Origin of the sequence: Lelliottia sp. CFBP8978 (assembly GCF_034046055.2) — a bacterium.
Taxonomy (GTDB): Bacteria; Pseudomonadota; Gammaproteobacteria; order Enterobacterales; family Enterobacteriaceae; genus Enterobacter.
Genome location: NZ_CM188253.1, coordinates 2,336,893 through 2,359,604 on the forward strand (window position 1 = coordinate 2,336,893; position 22,712 = coordinate 2,359,604).

Consider the following 22,712-nt stretch of genomic DNA (forward strand, 5'->3'; position numbering starts at 1 on the left):
GATTAAATAGAGTATGTTTCATTAAGATGCCGATGAATGGGGAAATTATATGCCGCTCCATAGTTTTGAAGCGCTCAATTTCATTAAGACACCCGTATGGTTAGTATCACCCACTTCTGAGCAGATCATTTTCGCCAACGCTGCGGCGACAGAAATGACGCTCGACAAAACCCTCAACGATTTGCGTAAGGGGCTTTATTCTGCCCATGCCCAGACTCTGCTCGCCATGTATGTTCCGGATCTTAAATCCGATCTCGATATCGTTGAGATCTGGACGGTCTGGCGTGACAACGAGGAGACCACGCTAAGCTGTCGTCTGTCGCTGATGCATGATGACGATACCGGCGATATTATTGTGTTTGAAGGTCTCGCCGCGCAAAAGATTAGCGGACTGAAGGCAACGCGTTCCGCCAGCTATCAGCGTAAAAAACAGGGGTTCTATGCCCGCTTCTTTCTGACCAACAGCGCGCCGATGCTGTTAATCGACACTGCCAGGGACGGACAAATCGTGGACGCTAACCTGGCGGCACTGAATTTCTATGGTTATAACCACGACGAGATGTGTAAAAAACACACCTGGGAAATTAACACGTTAGGGCGGGATATTCTGCCGGTGATGAATGAAATCGCCCGCTTGCCCGGCGGGCATAAACCGCTGAATTTTATCCACCGCTTAGCGGATGGCTCAATGCGCCATGTGCAAACTTATGCAGGGCCCATCGAGATTTACGGCGAAAAATTGATGCTGTGTATTGTTCACGACATCACCGAGCAAAAGCGGCTGGAACAGGAGCTGGAGCACGCCGCGATGCGTGATTCGATGACCGGGCTGCTGAACCGCCGGCAATTTTACCTCATCACTGAACAAACCCATGTCTCCCGTTTGCCGGCTCAGCAGCAGTTCAGTTTATTACTGGTTGATACCGATCATTTTAAGAATATCAACGACGTGTTTGGTCATCAGAAAGGCGACGAAGTCTTGATTTCATTATCCCGCACGCTGGAAGCCTGTAGCCGTAAGGATGATTTCGTCTTTCGCTGGGGAGGTGAAGAGTTTGTGATCCTGCTGCCCAGAACCACCCTGGATACCGCTCTGCAAGTGGCCGAGACTATCCGTGCGGCAGTGGCTCGTATCGCCATCGCTGGTCTGCCCCGCTTCACTGTGAGTATCGGCGTGGCGCGGCACAACCCGGAAGAAACCATTGATGAGCTGTTTAAGCGTGTCGACGACGCCCTCTACCGCGCAAAAAATGATGGGCGTAATAAAGTTCTGGCAGCCTGAAAACTGGTGTAAACATTATCCGCCCGCTACAATGCGCACTCAAATAAACGGCGGACGGGTAAAATTAGCGATGGGAAAAACAGAATTAATACTCATCCTAATTATTTTGTGCATCATTATTTCCGGGCTATGGTTTATTTTCAGCGGGGAGCTATGGCAGCTCGTCGCCTACCTGGAAAGTAGCCTTTACCCCACGATCAATACTCCGTAAGGCACAGATAACGCGCTGTTTCACCAGTCTAAAATGTCGAATTCCCCACCAGGATATCGGCGCCTAATATGCTGCGTTAACCCCTTTGAAAAGGTTAACGCAGCACACATCATTGGCTTATTTCGCCCGTTCTCTGACGGGCTTTTTATTTTAGCCGCTGGACTGATTAATGCTTCTCGATATACATCGTCCGGCTGTAAGCCACATCTTCGGCATTATTTATCGGATAGCCTTTTACCCAGGGTTTAATCAAACGGCCATTGGTGTACTGGTAAATAGGCGCAATAGGCGCTTTTTGCGCAAGAATTTTTTCCGCCGCGTTGTAATCGGCGTTGCGCGCTTTGGTGGTCGTTTCCAGTGAGGCCTGGTTGATGATTTTATCGTAAGCCGGATCGTTGAAGCGCGAAATGTTGCCGCTATGAGTCGATGTTAACAGCGACAGGAACGTTGATGGCTCATTGTAATCGCCCACCCATGAAGCGCGGATCACGTCAAAATTCCCGGTGTTACGGCTGTCAATGTAGGTTTTCCACTCCTGGTTTTGCAGCTTCACATCGACATCCAGATTCTTCTTCCACATCGACGCGACGGCAATCGCAATTTTCTGATGGTTCTCAGAAGTGTTATACAGCAGCGTCAGCTTCAGTGGACGCTGTGGGCCATATCCCGCCGCCTGTAGCAACATTTTAGCCTGCGCGTTCAGCTCGGCCTGCGACATCTGCTCAAACGGTGAGACTTCAGGGGTGAACCCCGCCGTCACGTCAGGGGTAAAATGCCATGCCGGTTTTTCGCCGGTACCCAGCACTTTTTCCGCCATAATCCGCCGGTCAATCGTCATGCTCAGCGCCAGACGCACGCGTGAATCCGCCGTTGGCCCTTTTTGAGTATTAAACGCGTAGTAATAGGTCCCGAGCTGAGGCGGGGTATACACCTGTCCCGGAATATCTTTCAGCAGTTTCTGGTACAGGTTTTTCGGGAAGGACTCGGTGATGTCGATATCCCCGGCAAGATAGCGTTTGGTGGCGGAAGATTCCTGGTTGATCGGGATAAATGTCACTTTTTTCAGCACCGTTTTGCCATTATCCCAGTAATGGGTATTGGGCTCCACCACCAGCTTTTCATTGACCACGCGATCTTTCAGCACGTAGGCGCCGTTGCCCACCAGCGCGCCGGGTCGGGTCCATTCTTTGCCGCTTTCAACATTGGCTTTCTGAACCGGATAAAACGCAAAACTCGCCGTCAGATTAGCGAACCACGGTAAGGGTTTATCCAGCTGTACACGCAGGGTTTTCGCATCGACGGCGGTGATACCCAGCGACCCGGGCTGCGCTTTGCCATCAATAATATTCTGCGCGTTGTTAATTCCGGCCAGCGCCGCAAACCACGCGAATGGAGAAGTCGTTTTCGGATCGACCAGACGCTGCCAGCTATAGACGAAATCCTGTGCGGTCACCGGCGTCCCGTCCGACCATTTTGCGTTATCACGCAGGGTAAACGTCCAGGTGCGGTTGTCATTACTTTGCCATTTTGTTGCCACACCGGGGATCAGCTCCCCTTTTTCATTCTGATTGACCAGGCCTTCAAACAGATCGCGAATCACCTGAATTTCAGGTAAGCCTACGGCCTTGGCCGGGTCAAGTGAGGCAGGTTCATCTTTAATATGGCGAACCAGTTCCTGTTTCTGCGCGAGCGCCGTTCCCGGTGGAACATCAGCGGCATAAGAAAAAGAAGAGAGTCCGCACAGCCACAGTGCAGAACAGAGCAACGAAACAGGATGCTTCATGAGATCCCCTTTGAAATGGTGGGTAACAAGCAGATGCGTAATTATTTGTTTCAAAACAGAGAAATGCAAATACCTTAGTCTGGAAAATTGATATTCGGCCCATTTCACTCTCAGCTGAAACTATTTGATTAACCGCGTGTTTTACACAACACTGGCATTTATGAACTCTTCATCAGGATTTCGTATGTCACTCACCCGACCAAGAACGGAACGTGGCGCTTTTCCGCCCGGAACCGAACATTATGGCCGTTCATTTTTAGGTGCCCCACTGATTTGGTTCCCCGCACCGCAGGCCGATCGTCACAGCGGACTCATCATTGCGGGCACGCACGGTGATGAGAACTCCTCTATCGTCACCCTCTCCTGCGCGTTGCGCACGCTGGCGCCTGAACTGCGTCGCCACCACGTCGTACTCACCGTCAACCCGGACGGCTGTCAGCTGGGTTTACGCGCCAATGCGCGCGGCGTGGATCTGAATCGTAATTTCCCGGCGGCAAACTGGCGTGCAGGAGAGACGGTTTATCGCTGGAACAGCGCTGCGGATGAGCGTGACGTGGTGTTATTGACCGGCGAAAAGCCTGGCTCAGAGCCTGAAACACAGGGGCTTTGTCAGTTAATTCATCATCTTCACCCGGCATGGGTGGTCTCGTTTCACGATCCGCTGGCCTGCATTGAAGATCCCCGCCACACGGAGCTGGGGCAATGGCTGGCCGACGCCTTTTCGCTGCCGCTGGTGACCAGCGTCGGCTACGAGACGCCGGGATCGTTCGGCAGCTGGTGCGCCGACCTTGGTCTGCATTGCATTACTGCGGAATTCCCGCCCGTGTCCTCTGACGAAGCGAGCGAGAAATACCTGAAGGCGATGACCGGCCTCCTGCGCTGGCAGTCTCAAAGATGAAGTAAACCGGTCGTGAAGTTCAGAGCAGGAGAGACATCGACGGCCAGCCAGGTTGGCCCGTCCAGATCGGCAAAAGTGACCTGTTCTGCCAGCGGGAGCGCCGCGCTAATGGCTCGAGAGGTGCAGAGCATACACCCCAGCATCAGCGCAAATCCTTCGCTTCGCGCCTGCTGCGCCAGCGCCAGCGCCTCGGTCAGGCCCCCCGTCTTGTCGAGCTTAATATTGATCATCTCGTAACGCCCTTTGAGACTGGCCAGGCTGGCGCGCGTATGACAACTCTCATCCGCACAAATCGGCAGCGGATGAATAAAGTTTTCCAGCGCGGCATCGTCCTCAGCAGGGAGCGGTTGCTCAAGCATCGCCACGCCTAAATCCGCAAGCAGCTGACAGCGCGCCGCCAGCCCTTCACTCTTCCAGGATTCGTTGGCATCCACAATAAGCGTCGCTTCAGGCACGGCGTCGCGGATCGCGACCATCCTTTCGCTAATCAGGTGATCGTCAAGCTTCACTTTCAGCAATTGTGCTCCCGCGTCGAACAGCGCTTTGGCGCGGGTTGCCATTTGTACAGGCTCACCAATCACCACCGTTTGCGCCGTGATAATCGTATCGGCCAGCGGCACACCGAGAACGTGGGCCACGGTTTGATTTTGACGGTGGGCATCCAGCGACCATAAGGCACAATCGATCGCGTTACGCGCAGCACCCGACGGCAGGAGACGCTGTAAATCGTCACGAGAAAGTCCTTTCTCCAGCGCGTCAATAACGGTCATGACCTGGGCCATCACCGACGCGATGCTTTCGCCATAGCGCGGATACGGCGTACATTCGCCGACCCCTTTCACACCGTTTTCTTCTATTTCAACCACCACCACGCAGGCTTCGCTGCGACTGCCGCGAGAGATTACAAACGGGGTATGCAATGGCCATGCTTCTTCATAGACCTTGACGCTTCTCATCACTCGCTCCTGTAGGGCAAAATTGGTTTGCCGTGTTATCTGCTGATGTCATACACTAGCCACGACGTTAACTATATGTAAACAGGAAGATATCTATGTCACAACTCGTTCATTTCCAGGGCAACCCGGTTTCTGTTGCTGGTTCCATTCCGCAGGCTGGCAGCAAAGCGCAGGCTTTTTCCCTCGTGGCTAAAGACCTGTCTGACGTTACGCTGAGCCAGTTCGCCGGCAAACGCAAAGTGCTGAACATTTTCCCAAGCATCGATACCGGCGTGTGCGCCGCGTCCGTGCGTAAATTCAACCAGCTGGCTACTGAAATGGACAACACCGTTGTGCTGTGCATTTCCGCCGACCTGCCATTTGCCCAGTCCCGCTTCTGCGGCGCAGAAGGTCTGAGCAATGTGATTACACTGTCCACCCTGCGCAGCCCGGACTTCCTGGAGCACTACGGCGTGGGGATCGCCGAAGGCGCACTGAAAGGCCTGGCCGCTCGCGCGGTGCTGGTGATTGATGAAAACGACACCGTGGTCTTCAGCGAGCTGGTTAACGAAATCACCAACGAACCTGATTACACTGCTGCACTTGAAGCGCTGAAAGCGTAAGCGACGAAACGTTGCTAAGCATGATTTATAGCTTAGCAAACTAATGAAATAAAAGGATTTGTTTCTGGTCTCATCTGAACAATGAGCCTGGTGATACCGAAAGCCTCGCCTGCGCGAGGCTTTTTTAATGATGTCATTAACTGTAGAGCCAGCGCCCCGCTCGCGCCGACGCCGCGAACATCCGCACCGTGAGTGGCCTGCGGGTCTGCATTAATGGCTTTTTCGTGAACCACTTCCGGAAGAACCATGCCGTGTTCCACGGGAAATAGTTATCAAGATGCATATCCGCCGGATTAAGGCAGTACTGGGCAAAAAATTCATTGATAACGTATATTAAATCTTCCGAATCACAATAATCCTGTAATACATCATCAGCCTGCAACGGTATTCTTTTAAACGTCAGTGTTGCCTGTTCCGGTAATGCTTTGCGGAAAAACGACAATATCTCATCATCTGTCACCATATTTTATCGCTCTCCCGCACAATCTTGTTAAAGCGCGATGTAAGCCTTAGGTTCCATCAGTTCTCCTAACGTATCCACCATTCACTCCATTGAATGTTGACAATCAACATGCTTTTCAGGTTATCAAACTTAGCCATGCCAGAAGTGAATGAATTTGGCATCACCCCTTTCAAGAATTCCTGAGCGGCCCAGGGCTACGTCCTGGGCCCGTTGGTACAGAAGCGACACGATTTAATCGTCTGCTTTTTTCTGATTCAGCCCATATTCACGCAGCTTATTGGCGATGGCGGTGTGGGAGACCCCCAGACGTTTTGCCAGTTTACGCGTGCTGGGATAGTTGCGATAAAGCTGGGTCAAGACGGAGCGCTCAAAGCGGCTGGTGATATCGTCCAGCGATCCCTCCATTGCCTCTTCGCCGACCGACACCGTTCCGGCATCGTAATCCGGAAGTAGAATATCCTGCGAGCGAAGCTCGTATCCTTCGAGTTGCGTCAGGGCGCGGTAAATCGCGTTCTTTAACTGGCGGATATTTCCCGGCCAGCCATAGCGCGTCAGCATGGTCCCCAGATCGGCAGAAAGCTTCGGACGCGGCACGCCCTGCTCGTCGGCAAACCGGGCCACAAACAGCTCGGTGAGCGGCATAATGTCCTGAGGACAATCGCGCAACGGCGGGATATTCAGCGTCAGAACATTCAGGCGATAGTAGAGATCTTCGCGGAAGACCCCCTTCTGAACCAGTTCGACAAGATTCTTCTGCGTGGCGCAAATCACGCGGACATCAACGTGAACCTCATGATCTTCACCCACGCGGCGGAAGGTGCCGTCATTGAGGAAACGCAGCAGTTTAGCCTGCATACGCGGCGACATTTCGCCGATTTCATCCAGCAGGACCGATCCGCCGCTGGCCTGCTCGAAAAAGCCTTTTTTCCCTTCCGGCGCGTGTCCGAAAAGCTCACTCTCGACCGCATCTTCCGGGATAGAGGCGCAGTTCAGCGCCAGATACGGTTTTGCCGCGCGCGGGCTGGCAGTGTGTACAGCATGCGCCAGGAGATCCTTACCGGTACCCGTCTCGCCGGTAATCAGCAGCGGCGCGGTAAGATTAGCCAGCTTACGCGCCTGATCGACCACATGTCGCATCTTTGGACTGACCGCAATAATCTGACTGAATGCGCCCACATCCTGTTGGGAAAGGTTTTGTAACTGTCGTCCCATACGAATGGTGGAACGCAGCATGATCACCGCCCCGGTGAGAACGCTGACGTTGTTCTCGCCCTGCAGATGAACGGGCGTGATCTCCATCAGGAAATTCTGCCCGTTAATCACGACATGTTCGCTGTGAGTACCCTGAGGATTGCTTTCAAGCCAGCGCTGGAAATTGAAGCCTGGGATCAGCTGCGCCGCGTGATGGTTGCTCAATTTCTCCTGACTCTGGGCAAACAGCTGGCAGCAGGCCTGGTTGGTGCGTTCCACTTTGCCTTTCAGATCTAACGATAAGAACGGCTCAGGCATCGCCTCGAGCAACGCGCTTAACGCCAGATGTTCGCGCTCTGAAGGCATCCACGGCACCGTACGCACATCCGTAACGCCAGCGATACGGCGGATTTCCGCCATCAGGCTACTGAACGTATTAAATTCGATTTCGGCAAAGTTGAGATAAATTCGCCCGATAGGGTCGATATCAATGCCGCGTAAATCAATGTCACGCAAAACAAGGAGATCGAGTAACTCGCGAGTCAGACCGATACGGTCCTGACAGAACACTTCCAGACGCATGGGAAAATCACTCTAGTAAGCCAGTAACCTTAAAATAATATGTCAGATATCGTCTGGCTGGAAGCTCGCTGTCAACAAATATTGACAGCGAGGTGATTTCTTCTGCGTTATTGCGGTTTTTTATTCAGCGTTTCTTTCAGCTGGCCGATCAATTCACGGCGGAAATCACCGAGACGCGGTTTATCATCGTTGATCCACGGCAGCGGTCGGCATAACTCCATTGCTTTAATACCCAGACGCGCGGTCAGAAGCCCGGCGCCAATCCCCTGCGCGGCGCGTGTCGACAATCGCGCAGCGAGATCCTGAGACATCCAGTCCATTCCTGCCTCGCGCACCAGCTCGCTGGCTCCGGCAAAGGCCATATTCAGCAGCACCAGGCGGAACAGACGCAGGCGGCTGTAATAGCCCAGTTCGATTCCATACAGCGTGGCGATTCGGTTGATGAGGCGCAGGTTTCGCCACGCGATAAACGCCATATCCACCAGTGCCAGAGGGCTGACGGCAATCATCAGCGTTGATTCCGCAGCGGAGCGACTGATTTCCCGGCGGGCCTGGGAATCCAGAACCGGCTGCACAATATTGGCGTACAGCGTGATGATTTCGCGGTCGTTTTGCGATTCATGGATCGCCGCATACCAGCGCTGAAGGGCCGGATGTGATTGATCGATTCCCGCCTGACTGGCCAGTTTTTCACAAAAAGCGCGTCCTTTACCCGCCGCATGGCTGTGCAACAGATCGCGGGCCTCATCACGTTCGTGCGCGCGCTGGCGTAGCCGCCACAGGCGACGCCACTCGGTAGCGATTGAACCAACCCCCGCACCGATAATCAGTGCACCGGCGGCACAGCCTCCCAGGGCAACCCAGTCCTGAGTTTGCCACGCATTCATTGTCCACTGAACGCCCTGGCCCACTACGCTTACGCCAAACAGCGTCAGCCCGGCGGTGACCATTTTACGCCACAGACTGCGTTTCGGGCGCAGCGCAGACTCAACAACCGCTTCTGCCGCCCCCTCTTCCAGCAACACATCATCCGCGACGGCGGGGGCAAAATTGTCTGCCAGCGGTCCGCTAAAAGCCTGGGCAGATTTAAGTGCTTCGGTCTGCTCCTGCTCCAGCGTGCCACTAAAATCAATACGCGGCTTCAACGGTTCCGTCATCGCAATTTATCTCCAATTAAAAACTCCAGTGCCGCATCCAGGCGAATGTGCGGCAACGGCTGGTCGACATTCATCGTCTGAGGACGGAATGCCTCAAACTGGAAACCCTGATTCTGCCAGAAGGCTTGTCCGGGCAGGCGTGCCGGGACTTCACCAGGATAAACGGTCAGGGGCTCTCCGTCGCTCAGACGATGGCCGCGCAGCGCCGGTATTTTTTCGCCGTTCACATCAATAAGACCGCTCTGGGTAGCCTGAACCGAGGCCAGCCCCAGGCAATCCATACTTATCCCCTCAAACGCCGCATTTTGCCAGGCGTCCTGCACCAGCTGTTGCAGCAGCGCAACCATGTTGGCGTGTTGATCGATAGTCACGTGATCCGCTTTGGTTGCCGCAAACAGCAGTTTATCAATGACCGGGGAAAACAGGCGACGAAATAGCGTGCGTTGACCGTAGTGGAAGCTCTGCATGAGCTGGGTCAGCGCCAGGCGCATATCGTTAAAAGCCTGCGGCCCGCTGTTGAGCGGTTGCAGACAGTCCACCAGCACTATCTGGCGATCGAAGCGCAGGAAATGATTTTTATAAAACCCCTTCACCACCTTCTCGCAGTAATAATTAAAGCGCTCCCGCAGCATGCCGACGTTACTGTTTTTGTCGGCCATCGCCAGTCTGGATTCACCCCAGCCGTCCACGTCAGGCCACGGGAAGAATTGCAACGCTGGCGCACCCGCCATCTCTCCTGGCAGCACAAAACGGCCCGGCTGAATAAAATGCAGCCCCTGCTGTTTGCAGCGATGGAGATAGTCGGTCCAGGCTTCGGCGATGGCGGCCAGGCGATTTTCATCGGCAGGCGCCAGCGGCTCTAACCCTGCGCACAATTCCCGCCATTTCGCAGACCACTCGGCCCGCTGCCCCTGTAATAAACCGGTCATCTGGCGGGACCAGCTCAGATAATCCTGGGCCAGCATCGGCAAATCGAGCAACCATTCGCCGGGATAATCGACGATCTCAAGATAGAGCGTGGAGGTATCTTTGAAATGACGCAGTAACGAATCATTAGAACGAAAGCGCAGCGCCAGGCGAATTTCACTCACTCCACGCGTCGGCGTGGGCCATGCAGGGGGCGTACCATACAGCTGCGCAAGCCCTTCGTCATAGGTGAAACGCGGAATGCCAAAATTACTTTGTGGCACGCGTTTGACGCCAAGCAGACGCTCTTCACGCGCCGCACTCAGCAGAGGCAAGCGCGCACCGGCATGCAGATTGAGCAGTTGGTTAACCATCGCGGTAATAAACGCCGTTTTACCACTCCGGCTCAAACCGGTAACCGCCAGCCGTAAATGGCGATCGACGCCGCGGTTGACCAGTGAATTCAGTTCGTTTTTTAATCTCTTCATCGCCATCCTGTTTTGCCCTGAAGACCGCTGATATTACCTTCAGAATACAATAAATTGGGGCAGATCGTTGATTTTCAATTCAATGTCACTGTCATTCCCCTTTTTTCTCCCGTAAAATAATTTTCCTGCCTCTATGATGGAGTTGTAAGGTGTATGTCACCCACCATTTATGATATTGCACGCGCTGCTGGCGTATCAAAATCAACCGTGTCCAGGGTTCTTAACAAGCAAACAAATATTTCCCCTGAAGCACGTGAGAAGGTGCTTAAAGCGATCGATGAATTAAATTATCAACCTAACAAACTCGCCCGGGCCCTGACCTCTTCTGGTTTCGACGCGATTATGGTTATTTCCACGCGCTCAACAAAAACCACTGCCGGTAATCCTTTTTTCTCTGACGTGCTGCACACCATCACGGCAAAAGCAGAACAAGAAGGCTTTGATGTTATTCTCCAGACGTCAAAAAGCAGCGAAGATGATTTGCTGAAATGCGAAAGTAAAATTAAGCAAAAAATGGTTAAAGGCATTATCATGCTGAGCTCCCCGGCGAATGAATCCTTTTTCCCACGGCTCGATACGTATGGCGTTCCGGTAGTTGTTATTGGCAAAGTTGAAGGGGATTTTGAGAATATCTATTCTGTTGATACAGATAATATCCACGGCAGTATGACATTGACCGATAATTTCATTCACAATGGTCACCGCGATATCGCTTGTCTACACGCTCCCCTTGATTATCACGTATCAATAGACAGACTCGCCGGGTATAAGGCCAGCCTCGAAAAGCACCATATTGCCGTGAATACTGACTGGATTGTCGACGGCGGCTATACACACGACAGTGCACTGGTCGCAGCCAGGGAATTACTCTCATCCTCTGCGCCCCCGCGTGCCGTTCTGGCGGCGGACAGTATGAAACTACTGGCGCTGTATCGCGCGGCTGATGAATTAAATTTGATGATACCCGAGCAGTTGGCCGTTGCGGGTTATACCGATCCGCTGTTGTCGTTGATTTTAACCCCTGCACCGGGCGGTTTAGAGATCCCGACTCGCAGACTGGGTGAAGAGAGCTGCGATCTGCTCTTTAACCGTATCGCCGGCCAGGTTGTGCCGCATAAGATTATCGTTGATACTCAACTGACATTAACGTCTTCAATGAAATGAATCAGGGGTCGATGACCCCTGTCAATTGAACATCAAAACGCATAATTCAAACCAATACCCACGTAATGGAATTTGTCGCTTTTACCTTCATCATGATTTTCCCATTCGTGAGCATATTCCAGCGTCGTTGACAGCCCGTTACCAAAATCATAGGCATACAGTAGGCCAAGACGGTTGAAATCATGCCCCTCACGCTCGGGATCGTCGCGCCAGTCCCAGTTTGACCAGCGATCTAAACCCAGCCGGGTATAAGGCGTCAACGTCGTATTACCCAATGAAACAGGGAAATAGGCGCGAATTTCCTGAGTGGAAAACTCACCATTGTTGCTTCCATTATCCATATTGAAACCCCGCTCGAGGTAATAATTGATCCTCGCGGAGAAGGTTTTATTGATGGTCCAGCTAAATCCGGTTTCGCTTTCGACCCGGCTATCGGAATAACCGGTTTTATCCAGGTCATGACCAAACTGATATAAGGCCAACCAGCCGCTGAACCGCCAGTCGTCACTTAGCCTGATATCCCAGTCGGGCTGAATTTTATAACGCTGCATATTCGCGCTACCGGTATCCGTCCCCTTTTCATCTTCATAATGATAACTGTAGTTACGAAAACCTCCGGTCAGACCCAAAGTATAATCATCATTTCCGACAAACTGATAGCGAATCTCCAGCTCGGGTCTGTCGAAATAAGTGCCGCGACTCATGTCACTATAATTCACCGCCCCTTCCTGATACATCGCCACCGATATACGCCAAGCATCCCACGAGGCATTAAAATAGACTGAAGGTTCAAACAGACCATCCTCATCTTCACCCTGCCCTTCGATATTTTCGCTCTCATACATTGCGCCAAGATTAAAATTCCACTTCTTGTCATTGTCTGTTGCATGGGCAGACATCACCCCTGCGCATAACAAAAGCGCAGCACTTCTTAATCGAGTACTCATTGTTATATTCCTTTATATAATGACAACTAAAAATGCCGGGACGTGAATTCCCGGCGACTGACTCTTTTTATTTGATCGCCATTTCGCTTTCAGCGTCGAAGAAATGGCATTTGTCCATTTCAAATTGAATGGCCAGATTATCCCCGGCGCGATAATCGTTTACCGCTCCGGCACGAAGCACTAACTCATGCCCCCCCACGGTGGCATAAAGCATAAACTCCGCGCCGGTAAGCTCCGCAACGCTGACCTTCGCGTCAGTTCCTGTTGCCAGCCCCTGAGTGGTGAGAATATCTTCAGGTCTGATGCCAAAGACCACCGCTTTGCGTTGGTAACCCAACGCATTAAGTGCCGCGAGTTTTGTCTCCGGGATTTCAAGGCGCAGAGTTTCGGTCACAAAATAACGACCATCTATCGCACCGCGAATAAAATTCATAGCCGGGGAACCGATAAAGCCGGCGACAAACATATTGGCAGGCTCGTTATAGACCTGCTTCGGCGCCCCCACCTGCTGAATAATGCCATCCTTCATGATCACAATCCGCGTCGCCATGGTCATAGCTTCGGTTTGATCGTGTGTCACGTAAATCATGGTGGTATTCAGTTTCTGATGTAGCTTGCTGATTTCGGCACGCATTTGTACACGAAGCTTGGCATCGAGGTTCGACAGCGGCTCGTCCATCAGAAATACCCCCGCCTCCCGCACAATGGCTCTCCCCAGCGCCACTCGTTGGCGCTGGCCCCCGGAAAGTGCGCCCGGCTTACGCTTCAGGTAGTCCCTAAGCCCCAGAATTTGGGCGGCCCAGTTGACGCGTTCTTCGATCACCGTCGGGGCAATCTTCTGCGTCTTCAGGCCAAACGCCATGTTGTCGTAGACGGTCATATGTGGATAGAGCGCATAGTTCTGGAACACCATGGCGATACCACGCGATTTGGCGGGTACATCATTCATACGTTTGCCATCGATAACCAGGTCACCGCCACTGATCTCTTCTAATCCGGCGATCATTCGTAACGTGGTGGATTTACCGCAGCCTGAAGGGCCGACAAAGACAATAAATTCTTTATCCGCAATCTCGAGGTTAAAATCTTTAACCACATGCACCTGGTTATCATAGATTTTTTGAATATGTTTAAGAGAAAGCTGAGCCATTGTGTCCCCTATTGATGCAAAATCGGGCAGCGTTTCGCGTGCCAAAAATCAGATAAACGCTGCCAGGTCAGTTCATTCGTTGACGAAAGTTTCAGACCGGCATGCGTTAAATCATCGCCAATCCCTACCGACAGCATGCCCGCAGCGTTAATCGCTTCAATGCCAGCCTGGGCATCTTCAATACCCAGCGCCTGTTCAGGCATCACGCCCAGCCCCTGGCAGGCCGCAAGGAAAATCTCCGGGTGAGGCTTGGAGTGGGTGATCCGCGCTGCATCAGCACAAAAATCAAAGGCAGCGGTGATGCCGAGCGCATGAAGGATCTGTGGAGCATTGAGAGAAACCGAAGCCAGCCCGGTACGTATCCCAGCGGCCCGAATTTCAGAGAGGAGCCCGCCAATACCCGGCATCAGCGAGTCGGCATTGAGTCCAGCCAGAGAACGCACGTACAGGGCGTTCTTTGCCTGTGTCAGTGCATAGCGCTCTTTCTCGCTGAAAGCTTTCTCCATGCCCGCGAAGCGCAGTATTCTCAGCAAGGAATCCATACGACCAATCCCCTTCAGTTCGGCGTTGAACGTCTCATCAAGGGTGATTCCAATTTCTGCTGCAATGGTCCTCCACGCCTGGAAGTGCAGATGCGCCGTATCGGTAATCACACCATCCAAATCGAAAATAATGGCCTTAAGCGTCATACCGGCCCTCCGTGGTAGCGGTCCCAGAAACAGGTAAATTTAATTCGTCGAACATGAATGTTTGCCGGCCGGAAAGCGTCTGAGTGTGTTCAAAAATCGTCAGCGTGACCGGTGCAGTCGTGCTCAGGGTTATACAACCAGTCTCAATGCAGATATCAATGGTGGCATTACGCCATTTCAGGCTAAATCGCAGCCGCTGCCATTGCGCAGGCAGTGACGGCGCAAGGTGTAACTCACCGTCAATCATCTGCATACCGGCAAACCCCTGAATCGCGCCAGACCAAATCGCTCCCGTTGCTGCCGCGTGGATCCCGTCGTCACAGCTGTGGGGATCCTCTCCCAAATCAATGGCCACCCCATCGCGCCAGAACTGCCAGGCGAGATCCGTCTCACCGCAGCGCGCGGCCACGATGCTGTGGATCGATTGACTGAGTGACGAATCATGGATGGTTCGGGGTTCATAAAATTCGAGGTTCGCGGCACACTGCTGGCGATCGAACTTCTCCGGTAGCAGGTAGTTCAGCATGACCACATCCGCTTGCTTCAGAATTTGCATCTCGTTCACTTCCGCCCGGGAGTAGTCGAGCAGAATGGTCTGTTTTCCGGCATCGGCTTTGTAGCGACTGAGATCGATCGCGGGTTTCGTCAGGAAAGTATCATCCTGCGGAATAACGCCCTCTTCATTTGCCTCTGGTAGCCATAACTGTTCCAGAAAACGCTGTGCAGCCTGAGCAAACCGTTCATCCTGGCGTTCAAACTGATGCATATACTTCAGCGCAGAGGCGACATTTTGCCAGGCCATATAATTGGTATAGGCATTGTTATTGACGTGCTCGGTATACTCATCAGGGCCGATCACATCATGGAGTTCCAGTCGCCCGTTAATCTCAATTGCCCGTGACATCCAGAACGAAGCTGTTTCGATAAGCAGCGTCAGCCCCTCATGGCGCATAAATTCATGATCCTGAGTTGCATGCCAGTACGCCACCACAGCCCAGGCGATATCGGCAACAATGTGGTGTTCGGCCAGAGCCGACGCGACTTTCTGGCGGACACCCGTGCGGATATTAATGGCGGCAAATTCCGGCGTTTCTTCTTCCCCGCTGGAGGCGCTCTCCCAGGGGAACAGCGCGCCGGACCAGCCATTACGCCTTGCTTTCTCTCTGGCTCCTGAAAGATTCAGCCAACGATAGCGCAGTAAATTGCGGGCAGTCTGCGGACAGGTGAAGAGATGGAACGGCAACAGGAATATCTCAGTGTCCCAGAAAATATGCCCTTTGTAGCCTTCGCCGGTCAGCCCTTTTGCGGCAATACTGCAGCGCTGATCGTGTGCCGGCGTCATGGCAGTCAGATGCCAGACCGCGTAGTCCAGCGCCAGCTGATCGCCCGGGTCAGTGGAGCACACTTCAACGCGACCCTTGAGCCAGATATTTTTCCACGCCCGCGTGGTATTCATCAGCAATGCGTCATAGCCCTGATCCGCGCAAGCCTTCAGCGCGGTCATCCCCTTTTGCGCAAAAGAGCTTTGTGAAAGGGCTCTATCGCTGCGGTGCGTTAGCCAGATGATTTTTTCAAGCATCACCGTTTGCCCCGCTTCAGCCCGCAGAGAATGGTGACAATTGAGACGGCGATTTTTAGCGGTGAAACAGCTTTCACTGTCTCTGCTCAATCGACAGCAGGCAGAGATCACCACTTCTGTCGCTCCGTCCTGGGTTTCATAAATCCCCTGCATACAGTGTTGGTCGAACACCCGCACGGAGATTTCATCCAGATGCTGCCTGCCGCTGTTGGTCTGCGTCGCATCAATGCCCGTGGTGAGGCTAATCTGCACTGCGCTATCCAGCGGTGTGACGGAAAATTGCAACGCCATGAGCGGGAGTTGATCCAGAGAGACAAAGCGTCGGCTGTCGATCTGAAAACGTCGGCCTGTTGAGGAGCGCCAGACCACGCTGCGGCGCAGCTCGCCGCTGGCAAACGCCAGCTCGCGCTGCCAGCTCAGGATCTCTCCGGCAAGCAGTGTGAAATTTTCACCATCCAGCTGCAACTCAATGCCCGTCACATCAGGGAGATTGACGAGCTCAGTGGTTTCATGGCGTCCGGCGCGATGATACAGCCCGGCCAGATACATGCCGCGCGTTTGCTGCGTATAGCTCTCTTCGTGGGCCGCCCGAACCCCCATGTAGCCATTGCCACACGCCATAATGGAGCCATATTTGTTCAGCGTGTGTGGGCTGAAGGTTGGATCGGCCAGAACGGAAATCGTTAACATAATTCCACGCTCTCCCGTTTCTCTGCTGATTCATACAGCGCGGCCACCAGCTGCTGAATCACCAGCCCTTGTTCCGCATCGGCAATCATCACCGGCTCGCCCAGAACATGGCGAACAAACGCATCCATACTGCGAAGATGGCGCTGATCGTCAGCATCATCACGCTGTAAAATGGTGTGAAGTTCGCCGTTCATATCGTTATAGATATGAGCGGGAAAAAGCGTTGCCCCTGCGTGCTCTCCGCAAAAAGAGATATTCATGATCGACTGCTCGCGAATGTTGAGCGCGAAAGAGGTATCAAGGCGCAAAATCCCGCCATTGCAAAATTCGATAGTGCCAAAGAGCGCGTCTTCTACCGTGTAACGCTGCGGATCCCATTCGCCAAACTGACCGCAACTTTTGCGCGTGCCAATCTTCTGGAAGCTATGCGCCGTCACTCTTTTTACCGCGGGAAAACCCAATACGTACATCGCCGCATCCAGCATATGGATGCCGATATCAATCAGTGGCCCACCGCCCTGCAGCGCTTTATTGGTAAAAACGCCCCAGCCCGGAACTCCGCAGCGCCGTAGCGCTTGCGCACTGGTGACATAGATTTCGCCGAAAGTACCGTTCTGTACCGCGTCACGCAGTAGCTGCGTATCCAGCGCAAAGCGATGGTGAAAATCATAGGCCAGCACTTTTCCCGACTTACGGGCCGCCAGCCGCATCCGATCGGCCTGCTGCGGCGTCATCGCGGGCGGTTTTTCGCACATCACATGACAACCCGCCTCGAGCGCCGCCATCGCGTGCTCGAAGTGAAAACGGTTGGGCGAACAGACGCTAACGATGTCCGGCTTCACCTCCTCAAGCATCTGTCGGGTATCCTGATACGCTCCGGCTATCGTGTGGCGTTCAGCAAAGGCCTGCGCCTGATCCAGGCGGCTGTCCATGACAGCCACCATTTGCAGATCGGTTCGCGTGGCATAATACGAGGCATGCACTTTTTCCGCGACCTGCCCGGCACCAATGATGGCGACGCGCAAAGTCGAAGGGCTAGAAGCACTCATCACGCTGGTCATCCTTAGCATTCACGTAAAAAGGTCAGTGAGTCCTGATAAGCCTGCGCCGGGTTCTCAGCGCGGACTCGGCACTCGTACACCACGTAACCCTGGTAATCATCGGCGCGAAGCTGATCGAACAGAGCGGCAAAATCCAGAGTGCCGCTGCCTGGCTGATAACGGTGGTTGTCAGCAATATGGACATGGCCCAGCAAGCCTCGATTGACGTGCAACGCTTCCGTCATTGAGTCTTCTTCAATGTTCATATGGTAGAAATCACCGATGATCTGCACATGCTGAAGGGCATTTTCTTCGATATAACGTCGGGCATCCGCAAGGGTATTGATCATATGATCCTGGTAGCGATTGAGCGGTTCCAGATAGACCGTAGTTCCGGTGCGGGCCGCCACTTCGTCCAGCCAGCGTAGTGAAGCGCTGACCGCCTTGCGATCGCCCTCCAGACTGCGTGGCGATACCATAGGCGGTAAGCGGAAGGTAAACATTCCCCAGGCTGCCGGGACGATAATCCCTTTCCCGCCCACTTCGCTTAGCGCCTCAAGAATGCGTTCAATTTGCTTCAGGCCGTTCAGACGACGCTCTTCGATAAAATCGCCGATCCAACCGTCGTAGCCGCCGCAGGCGGTGGTCACGGGCAGTCCGGTGGCGTGAATAGCGGCTTTCACCTCTTCCAGATTCTCCACCAGCAACTTGCCGTCGATTTCATATCCGTCAAAGCCCATGGCTTTGATGTACTGGAATTTTTCAAGAACAGAGGTCGGGAAAAAAGCCTGATTTTGCGTTGCGATCTTCATTGTGTGCTCTCCTTAGCTTAAAAAGTGACGCCCATTTTGATACTCAGTTCTGGATGCTTATCGACATAAGTCATATAGCTTTCAGCGCTGGTTTCAAAACTCACGATCGGATCGATCAGATCCTCGCAGTTGAGATAGCCATTCATCAGCAATTCCCAACAGGTCTCCTCAATGCGTTTGCGGCTCCAGCGCGGGTAATCCGGGTTCGGCTCGCTGCAGGCGCGCGAAAAGACAATCTTCGCGTTATTGAAATGCGCTTCGCGGCCCAGGTTGAATCCCTCTGCAAATGGTTTCGCAAAGGCGACATAGGCGATCGTTCCACCGTAAGCGAGCCCGCGCAATGCGGATTGCAGCGCATCGGCGAAGCCACTGGTTTCAATGATGATATCTGCGCCTTGCTTCCCGGTGAGTTTTTTCACCTCCAGCCCGACATCATTGCCAACCGGGTTAATACAAAAATCTGCCCCATGACGGCGAGCGATTTCACAGCGGTGTGCGATAGGGTCTACGCCAATCACAATGGATGCGCCCGCTTTCTTCGCCAGCTGGATAGCAATCTGCCCAATCGCCCCTAGCCCTACTACCACAACAAAATCGCCGACGCGGACGTTGGCATCGCGCACCCCGCTCATCGCAAACTGGGCCGGGTCATAGCAGACCGCATTCTTCCAGGAGGCGCCCTGAGGCATTTTGCGCAGTTTGTAGTTGTTGACTGCATTGACGATTACCGTCTCCTGCAGCGGGCCATAACAGCAGACCGAATCACCGGGCTGATAATCCGTGACCTCCGCACCGCATTCAATGATGTCGCCGACGATCATGTTTCCGAGCTGGAATTTACCAAACTCAATACCGCGAGCAGCGCCCTCTTCGCGCGGGGTGAACATCTGCCACTCAGCGTTGAACTCTTCATCAATAAACGGACTTGCTGCCCGAAAATCGACCACTTCGGTGCCATGCTTTGGCGCGCCGAAACGGGCGTGGATTTTCACTTCATTTGCCGCCACCGGGCGGTCTTCATATGGCATTAACGCGGCTACGCGTGGTGCTATTGCAACTAACTTTTTCATGAATCACTCCTTGTTAAACCAGGCCGCCTTAGCCCTTAACGCCACCGGCGGTCAAACCACTTTTAATGAAACGTTCTGAAAGCGCATACATGATGACTACCGGCAGTGCCGTCACCAGCGACGCCGCCATCATGCGGCCCCAGATATAGTCAGGGGTGCTAAACAGCGTGTTCAGCCCGACCGGCAAGGTGAAGTTGCTGGCACTGGAGAGGAAAATCGAGGCAAAAAGGTAGTCGTTCCAGGCCACCATAAAGCAGTAGACAAAGACCGATACCAGGCCAGAAATGGCGAGCGGAACGGTAATGCGAAAGATGATTTGCAGACGATTCAGACCATCCATCATCGCCGCTTCTTCAATCTCATCCGGAATAGTGTCGAAGTAGCTTCTGAGCATGAAAACGGCGGTCGGCAATGTCTGCGTCACCATGGTAATAATCAACGCCAGCTCGGTATCATAAATACCCAATGTGGTGATGATTTTGAACAGCGGCACGACCAGTAAAATGCCCGAGAACATATAGACGGTATAAAAACTGGCATTGATGGTCGCTCGTCCTTTAAAGCGAAGCTTTGAAAGCGCGTATGCTCCCAGCGTCCCGAGGAAAACCGCAATCACTGATGAGATCAGCGAGACCACCAGACTGTTTCTGAAATAGTCCACAAACGGGAAGATCAGCGGATTAAAAATGTCGATGTAATGCTGAAACGTCCACGCCTGGGGCAAAATCGTCGGATGCAGTGAAATGGCCTCTTTGGCACTTTTAAACGAGGTCATCAGCATGACGAAAAAAGGAAACAGCGTCACAATCAGAAATAGCGCCAGCCCGATATAAAACCCTGTTCGGCTGAGAGTGCGTTTATTTGTTGCCATTGAGGTTTACCCTTTTTCTGGTCAGCAGGATAACGGCGAAGATAATTACAAACAGCACCACCGAAATGGCGGCCGCTTTCCCGAGATCGTTAAAAGCGAAGGCTGTTTTGTAGAGATAGACGCCCAGGATATCGACTTTAGTGGTCAGCAGATAAACGTCGGCGAACATGTAGAACATCCAGATCGTTCTTAGCGTTATGACCGTTGCCAGCACGGGCATGATGGCAGGCAGCGTCACGATGCGAAAACGCTGCCAGGCGTTCGCGCCGTCCATTTCTGCGGCTTCGTACAGTGACTTGTCGATGGTCTGTAAAATCGCCAGGAAGGAGATAAACGCGTAAGGGAAATAGCGCCAGATTGCAAAGAGCACCACCAGTACAAAGCTGCTGCCAGGATTGTCGAACCACAGCGGAGCCTGGTCGTACAGGTGCAACAGATCGACACCCAGATAATTCACGATGCCATAGCCGTTGTTGAACATGTATTTCCAGGCGAAGACCAGTGATATCGACGGCGTAACATAAGAGAGAATCACCAGCGAACGCGCGGTTTTACGCAGGCGAAACTCGCGGTTAAAGAAGATGGCCACCGCCAGCCCCAGAGCGGTACTCCCGAGCACAACCAGGGCCGTATACCAAAAGGTCATCCACAGTGAGTGCCAGAATGCGGCGTCTCCCAGAATGCGAATGTAGTTATCGACTCCCACAAAGGTGGCGCTGATGCGCGGGTTCAGCGGCAAGCGCAGGAAGCTGATTTCGATATTAGATATCATGGGCCAGGCAACCAGGCCTCCCAGCAAAATCAGGCTGGGGGCCAATAGCAGCATGGCAAAAGGCATATCTGAACGGCCAGAAAAGATTCTCATTATTCCCTTCGCAATGCGCCCCTATCGTTGCGTGACAAGATCGGCCAGACGCTTCTGGCTGTCGTTTAACGTGGCGGTGAGATCTTTGTTGCCAACCGTAACGTCGTGGACCATGGAGCTGATCACTCCAGAGCCAGTGACATCCCCCATCAGCGTGAAGTTTTTATCTCCTACCGCGCCGAACACCTGTACGTTAGGGAATTGCGCGATCAACTCATACGGAAGCTGACCGAAGGCACGAATGACGTCGTTATCTTTCCAGGAGGCGGTTTCAACTACCCGCTTGTTCACCGGTAACGCTGCACCGGGCGACATCATCACCCAGTCAGCCGCGTTTTGAGCCTGCTCCATCCAGGTGACAAACGTCTGTGCAGCGTGGGTTTCATCTTCCGTTTGGCCGGTGGTGATCGTCAGCGATGTCACCATGCCGTAGATGGCGGAGGTTTTTTCCGTTGGCACGACAAAACCGAGATTGGCCGGTTCGCCCTCTTTGTAAACGGCTGGCAGAATATAGGTGGAGTAGATCGCCATCGGTGCGGAGCCGTTCATAAAGGCGTCTTTGATCTCCATAACATCATTCGACCCCGGCATTGTTGTCGCAGCGAGCGACCGATAAAATGCCAGCGCTTTTGCCATCTCTGGCGTATTGATGTCCACTTCGCCTTGCGCATTAAACACGTTCGCGCCGCCTGAAAGCGCAAACTGCGAAAATGCCTGTTCGGTCATGACACTTTCGGCAGTGGGTAAGGCGATGCCGTAGTGTTTGATGGCCGGATTGCTCAGAGCCTGGCTGGCCTTCAGCAGCTGTGCCCAGGTGTGAGGTTCCTGAATACCCGCGGCGGCCAAAATGTCTTTGTGATACCAGACCCCCGATAGCCAGGCGCTGACAGGAACGCCGGTCCACGCTTTGCCGTCTTCGGTGCGAACAATACGCAGAATACCGTCGTAGAACGTCCCTTCACCGACCGCCATAATGGATTTTGCGATGGCATTGCGATCGAGGAGCTGTTCTTTGTCCATGACCTTGGCATAGTCATGGCTCACTTCAATCACCTCCGGTAGCGCCCCCGTCCGGGCAAGCGTGATAACTTTCGTGTTGTAGGCATCCTCTTCGACGGGAACCTGCTTGACCTTGATCGTCGGGTTATCTTTCTCAAATCGTGAAATTAATTGGGTAATAACCGCCTGTCGTTCCTGTTCTACCGAGGAGTGCATAAATTCAATCGTGACCACCGATTTTTTGTCATCCCGACAGCCTGACAACAGGGCGCACGCAACCAGTGCTGAGATCAGCACAACTTTTGGTACTTTCATTT

Annotated in this window: 21 protein-coding genes; 5 read left to right on the forward strand and 16 right to left on the reverse strand. The window is 53.2% G+C overall.

The annotated features are described in order from the left end of the window. The first annotated feature begins 49 nt into the window (after positions 1–49). The gene (locus SOM82_RS11035; RefSeq protein WP_320461519.1) at positions 50–1,282 is read left to right on the forward strand and encodes a sensor domain-containing diguanylate cyclase; all 1,233 of its coding nucleotides are present in this window, start codon (positions 50–52) and stop codon (positions 1,280–1,282) included. 70 nt (positions 1,283–1,352) lie between these two features. Next, positions 1,353–1,493 carry an Ecr family regulatory small membrane protein gene (locus SOM82_RS11040; RefSeq protein WP_320461567.1) on the forward strand — a complete coding sequence of 47 codons (141 nt, stop codon included), beginning with the start codon at positions 1,353–1,355 and terminating at the stop codon, positions 1,491–1,493. A gap of 166 nt (positions 1,494–1,659) precedes the next feature. On the opposite strand, the gene SOM82_RS11045 is transcribed toward SOM82_RS11040, so the two are convergent. After that, positions 1,660–3,276: a peptide ABC transporter substrate-binding protein gene (locus tag SOM82_RS11045; protein WP_320461520.1), complete on the reverse strand. Its 1,617-nt coding sequence runs from the start codon at positions 3,274–3,276 to the stop codon at positions 1,660–1,662. A gap of 184 nt (positions 3,277–3,460) precedes the next feature. Between SOM82_RS11045 and mpaA the strand changes: the two genes are divergently transcribed. Further along, entirely contained in the window at positions 3,461–4,174 is a 714-nt protein-coding gene (gene mpaA / locus SOM82_RS11050) for a murein tripeptide amidase MpaA (RefSeq protein WP_320461521.1), read from the forward strand. Here the strand turns inward: mpaA and ycjG are convergent. Further along, positions 4,165–5,130: an L-Ala-D/L-Glu epimerase gene (ycjG, locus tag SOM82_RS11055; protein ID WP_320461522.1), complete on the reverse strand. Its 966-nt coding sequence runs from the start codon at positions 5,128–5,130 to the stop codon at positions 4,165–4,167. The two genes, mpaA and ycjG, sit on opposite strands and share 10 nt — an antisense overlap. 95 nt (positions 5,131–5,225) lie before the next feature. Between ycjG and tpx the strand changes: the two genes are divergently transcribed. Continuing rightward, positions 5,226–5,732, forward strand: coding sequence for a thiol peroxidase (tpx, locus tag SOM82_RS11060; protein WP_154125605.1), 507 nt, complete (start codon positions 5,226–5,228; stop codon positions 5,730–5,732). A 136-nt stretch (positions 5,733–5,868) separates the two neighbouring features. On the opposite strand, the gene SOM82_RS11065 is transcribed toward tpx, so the two are convergent. The 4 genes from SOM82_RS11065 to SOM82_RS11080 form a co-directional block, all read right to left on the reverse strand. Beyond that, positions 5,869–6,195, reverse strand: a complete 327-nt coding sequence (locus SOM82_RS11065; protein ID WP_320461523.1) for a DUF1493 family protein — start codon at positions 6,193–6,195, stop codon at positions 5,869–5,871. A gap of 231 nt (positions 6,196–6,426) precedes the next feature. Continuing rightward, positions 6,427–7,968 carry a transcriptional regulator TyrR gene (gene tyrR / locus SOM82_RS11070; RefSeq protein WP_154125608.1) on the reverse strand — a complete coding sequence of 514 codons (1,542 nt, stop codon included), beginning with the start codon at positions 7,966–7,968 and terminating at the stop codon, positions 6,427–6,429. 107 nt (positions 7,969–8,075) lie between these two features. Continuing rightward, positions 8,076–9,125 (reverse strand): TIGR01620 family protein, encoded by a 1,050-nt coding sequence (locus tag SOM82_RS11075; RefSeq protein ID WP_320461524.1) that lies wholly within the window; start codon positions 9,123–9,125, stop codon positions 8,076–8,078. Further along, positions 9,122–10,519: a YcjX family GTP-binding protein gene (locus SOM82_RS11080; RefSeq protein ID WP_320461525.1), complete on the reverse strand. Its 1,398-nt coding sequence runs from the start codon at positions 10,517–10,519 to the stop codon at positions 9,122–9,124. The genes SOM82_RS11075 and SOM82_RS11080 overlap by 4 nt, the downstream gene beginning before the upstream one ends. 153 nt (positions 10,520–10,672) lie before the next feature. Here SOM82_RS11080 and SOM82_RS11085 point away from each other — a divergent pair, with 153 nt between their 5' ends. Continuing rightward, the gene (locus SOM82_RS11085) at positions 10,673–11,683 is read left to right on the forward strand and encodes a LacI family DNA-binding transcriptional regulator (RefSeq protein ID WP_320461526.1); all 1,011 of its coding nucleotides are present in this window, start codon (positions 10,673–10,675) and stop codon (positions 11,681–11,683) included. A gap of 32 nt (positions 11,684–11,715) precedes the next feature. Here SOM82_RS11085 and SOM82_RS11090 read toward each other — a convergent pair whose 3' ends face one another. The 10 genes from SOM82_RS11090 to SOM82_RS11135 all read right to left on the reverse strand — a co-directional run bounded on the left by SOM82_RS11090 (position 11,716) and on the right by SOM82_RS11135 (position 22,710). Further along, positions 11,716–12,630 carry an OmpG family monomeric porin gene (locus SOM82_RS11090; protein ID WP_320461527.1) on the reverse strand — a complete coding sequence of 305 codons (915 nt, stop codon included), beginning with the start codon at positions 12,628–12,630 and terminating at the stop codon, positions 11,716–11,718. A gap of 67 nt (positions 12,631–12,697) precedes the next feature. Beyond that, positions 12,698–13,780, reverse strand: a complete 1,083-nt coding sequence (locus SOM82_RS11095) for an ABC transporter ATP-binding protein (protein WP_320461528.1) — start codon at positions 13,778–13,780, stop codon at positions 12,698–12,700. Between the two features lie 8 nt (positions 13,781–13,788). Next, positions 13,789–14,469 carry a beta-phosphoglucomutase gene (gene pgmB / locus SOM82_RS11100; RefSeq protein ID WP_320461529.1) on the reverse strand — a complete coding sequence of 227 codons (681 nt, stop codon included), beginning with the start codon at positions 14,467–14,469 and terminating at the stop codon, positions 13,789–13,791. Then, on the reverse strand, positions 14,459–16,738 hold the full coding sequence (locus SOM82_RS11105; protein WP_320461530.1) for a glycoside hydrolase family 65 protein: 2,280 nt from the start codon (positions 16,736–16,738) through the stop codon (positions 14,459–14,461). Before SOM82_RS11105 ends, pgmB begins: the two co-directional genes overlap by 11 nt. Continuing rightward, the gene (ycjS, locus tag SOM82_RS11110; RefSeq protein WP_414672136.1) at positions 16,732–17,787 is read right to left on the reverse strand and encodes a D-glucoside 3-dehydrogenase; all 1,056 of its coding nucleotides are present in this window, start codon (positions 17,785–17,787) and stop codon (positions 16,732–16,734) included. The genes SOM82_RS11105 and ycjS overlap by 7 nt, the downstream gene beginning before the upstream one ends. A 14-nt stretch (positions 17,788–17,801) precedes the next feature. Continuing rightward, entirely contained in the window at positions 17,802–18,590 is a 789-nt protein-coding gene (gene ycjR, locus SOM82_RS11115) for a 3-dehydro-D-guloside 4-epimerase (RefSeq protein ID WP_320461532.1), read from the reverse strand. 17 nt (positions 18,591–18,607) lie between these two features. Beyond that, on the reverse strand, positions 18,608–19,660 hold the full coding sequence (ycjQ, locus tag SOM82_RS11120; RefSeq protein WP_320461533.1) for a D-guloside 3-dehydrogenase: 1,053 nt from the start codon (positions 19,658–19,660) through the stop codon (positions 18,608–18,610). Positions 19,661–19,688: 28 nt separating this feature from the next. Continuing rightward, entirely contained in the window at positions 19,689–20,531 is an 843-nt protein-coding gene (locus SOM82_RS11125; protein WP_154125619.1) for a carbohydrate ABC transporter permease, read from the reverse strand. Next, the gene (locus tag SOM82_RS11130; RefSeq protein ID WP_320461568.1) at positions 20,518–21,399 is read right to left on the reverse strand and encodes a carbohydrate ABC transporter permease; all 882 of its coding nucleotides are present in this window, start codon (positions 21,397–21,399) and stop codon (positions 20,518–20,520) included. The genes SOM82_RS11125 and SOM82_RS11130 overlap by 14 nt, the downstream gene beginning before the upstream one ends. Positions 21,400–21,417: 18 nt before the next feature. Then, entirely contained in the window at positions 21,418–22,710 is a 1,293-nt protein-coding gene (locus SOM82_RS11135; protein WP_320461534.1) for an ABC transporter substrate-binding protein, read from the reverse strand. Between the last annotated feature and the right edge of the window lie 2 nt (positions 22,711–22,712).

Excerpts from the sequence above, each read along its gene's own strand:
- SOM82_RS11035 (WP_320461519.1), top strand. The coding sequence starts at position 50 with ATGCCGCTCCATAGTTTTGAAGCGCTCAATTTCATTAAGACACCCGTA.
- SOM82_RS11040 (WP_320461567.1), top strand. The coding sequence starts at position 1,353 with ATGGGAAAAACAGAATTAATACTCATCCTAATTATTTTGTGCATCATT.
- SOM82_RS11045 (WP_320461520.1), bottom strand. The coding sequence starts at position 3,276 with ATGAAGCATCCTGTTTCGTTGCTCTGTTCTGCACTGTGGCTGTGCGGA.
- mpaA (WP_320461521.1), top strand. The coding sequence starts at position 3,461 with ATGTCACTCACCCGACCAAGAACGGAACGTGGCGCTTTTCCGCCCGGA.
- ycjG (WP_320461522.1), bottom strand. The coding sequence starts at position 5,130 with ATGAGAAGCGTCAAGGTCTATGAAGAAGCATGGCCATTGCATACCCCG.
- tpx (WP_154125605.1), top strand. The coding sequence starts at position 5,226 with ATGTCACAACTCGTTCATTTCCAGGGCAACCCGGTTTCTGTTGCTGGT.
- SOM82_RS11065 (WP_320461523.1), bottom strand. The coding sequence starts at position 6,195 with ATGGTGACAGATGATGAGATATTGTCGTTTTTCCGCAAAGCATTACCG.
- tyrR (WP_154125608.1), bottom strand. The coding sequence starts at position 7,968 with ATGCGTCTGGAAGTGTTCTGTCAGGACCGTATCGGTCTGACTCGCGAG.
- SOM82_RS11075 (WP_320461524.1), bottom strand. The coding sequence starts at position 9,125 with ATGACGGAACCGTTGAAGCCGCGTATTGATTTTAGTGGCACGCTGGAG.
- SOM82_RS11080 (WP_320461525.1), bottom strand. The coding sequence starts at position 10,519 with ATGAAGAGATTAAAAAACGAACTGAATTCACTGGTCAACCGCGGCGTC.
- SOM82_RS11085 (WP_320461526.1), top strand. The coding sequence starts at position 10,673 with ATGTCACCCACCATTTATGATATTGCACGCGCTGCTGGCGTATCAAAA.
- SOM82_RS11090 (WP_320461527.1), bottom strand. The coding sequence starts at position 12,630 with ATGAGTACTCGATTAAGAAGTGCTGCGCTTTTGTTATGCGCAGGGGTG.
- SOM82_RS11095 (WP_320461528.1), bottom strand. The coding sequence starts at position 13,780 with ATGGCTCAGCTTTCTCTTAAACATATTCAAAAAATCTATGATAACCAG.
- pgmB (WP_320461529.1), bottom strand. The coding sequence starts at position 14,469 with ATGACGCTTAAGGCCATTATTTTCGATTTGGATGGTGTGATTACCGAT.
- SOM82_RS11105 (WP_320461530.1), bottom strand. The coding sequence starts at position 16,738 with ATGTTAACGATTTCCGTTCTGGCCGATCCAACCTTCAGCCCACACACG.
- ycjS (WP_414672136.1), bottom strand. The coding sequence starts at position 17,787 with ATGAGTGCTTCTAGCCCTTCGACTTTGCGCGTCGCCATCATTGGTGCC.
- ycjR (WP_320461532.1), bottom strand. The coding sequence starts at position 18,590 with ATGAAGATCGCAACGCAAAATCAGGCTTTTTTCCCGACCTCTGTTCTT.
- ycjQ (WP_320461533.1), bottom strand. The coding sequence starts at position 19,660 with ATGAAAAAGTTAGTTGCAATAGCACCACGCGTAGCCGCGTTAATGCCA.
- SOM82_RS11125 (WP_154125619.1), bottom strand. The coding sequence starts at position 20,531 with ATGGCAACAAATAAACGCACTCTCAGCCGAACAGGGTTTTATATCGGG.
- SOM82_RS11135 (WP_320461534.1), bottom strand. The coding sequence starts at position 22,710 with ATGAAAGTACCAAAAGTTGTGCTGATCTCAGCACTGGTTGCGTGCGCC.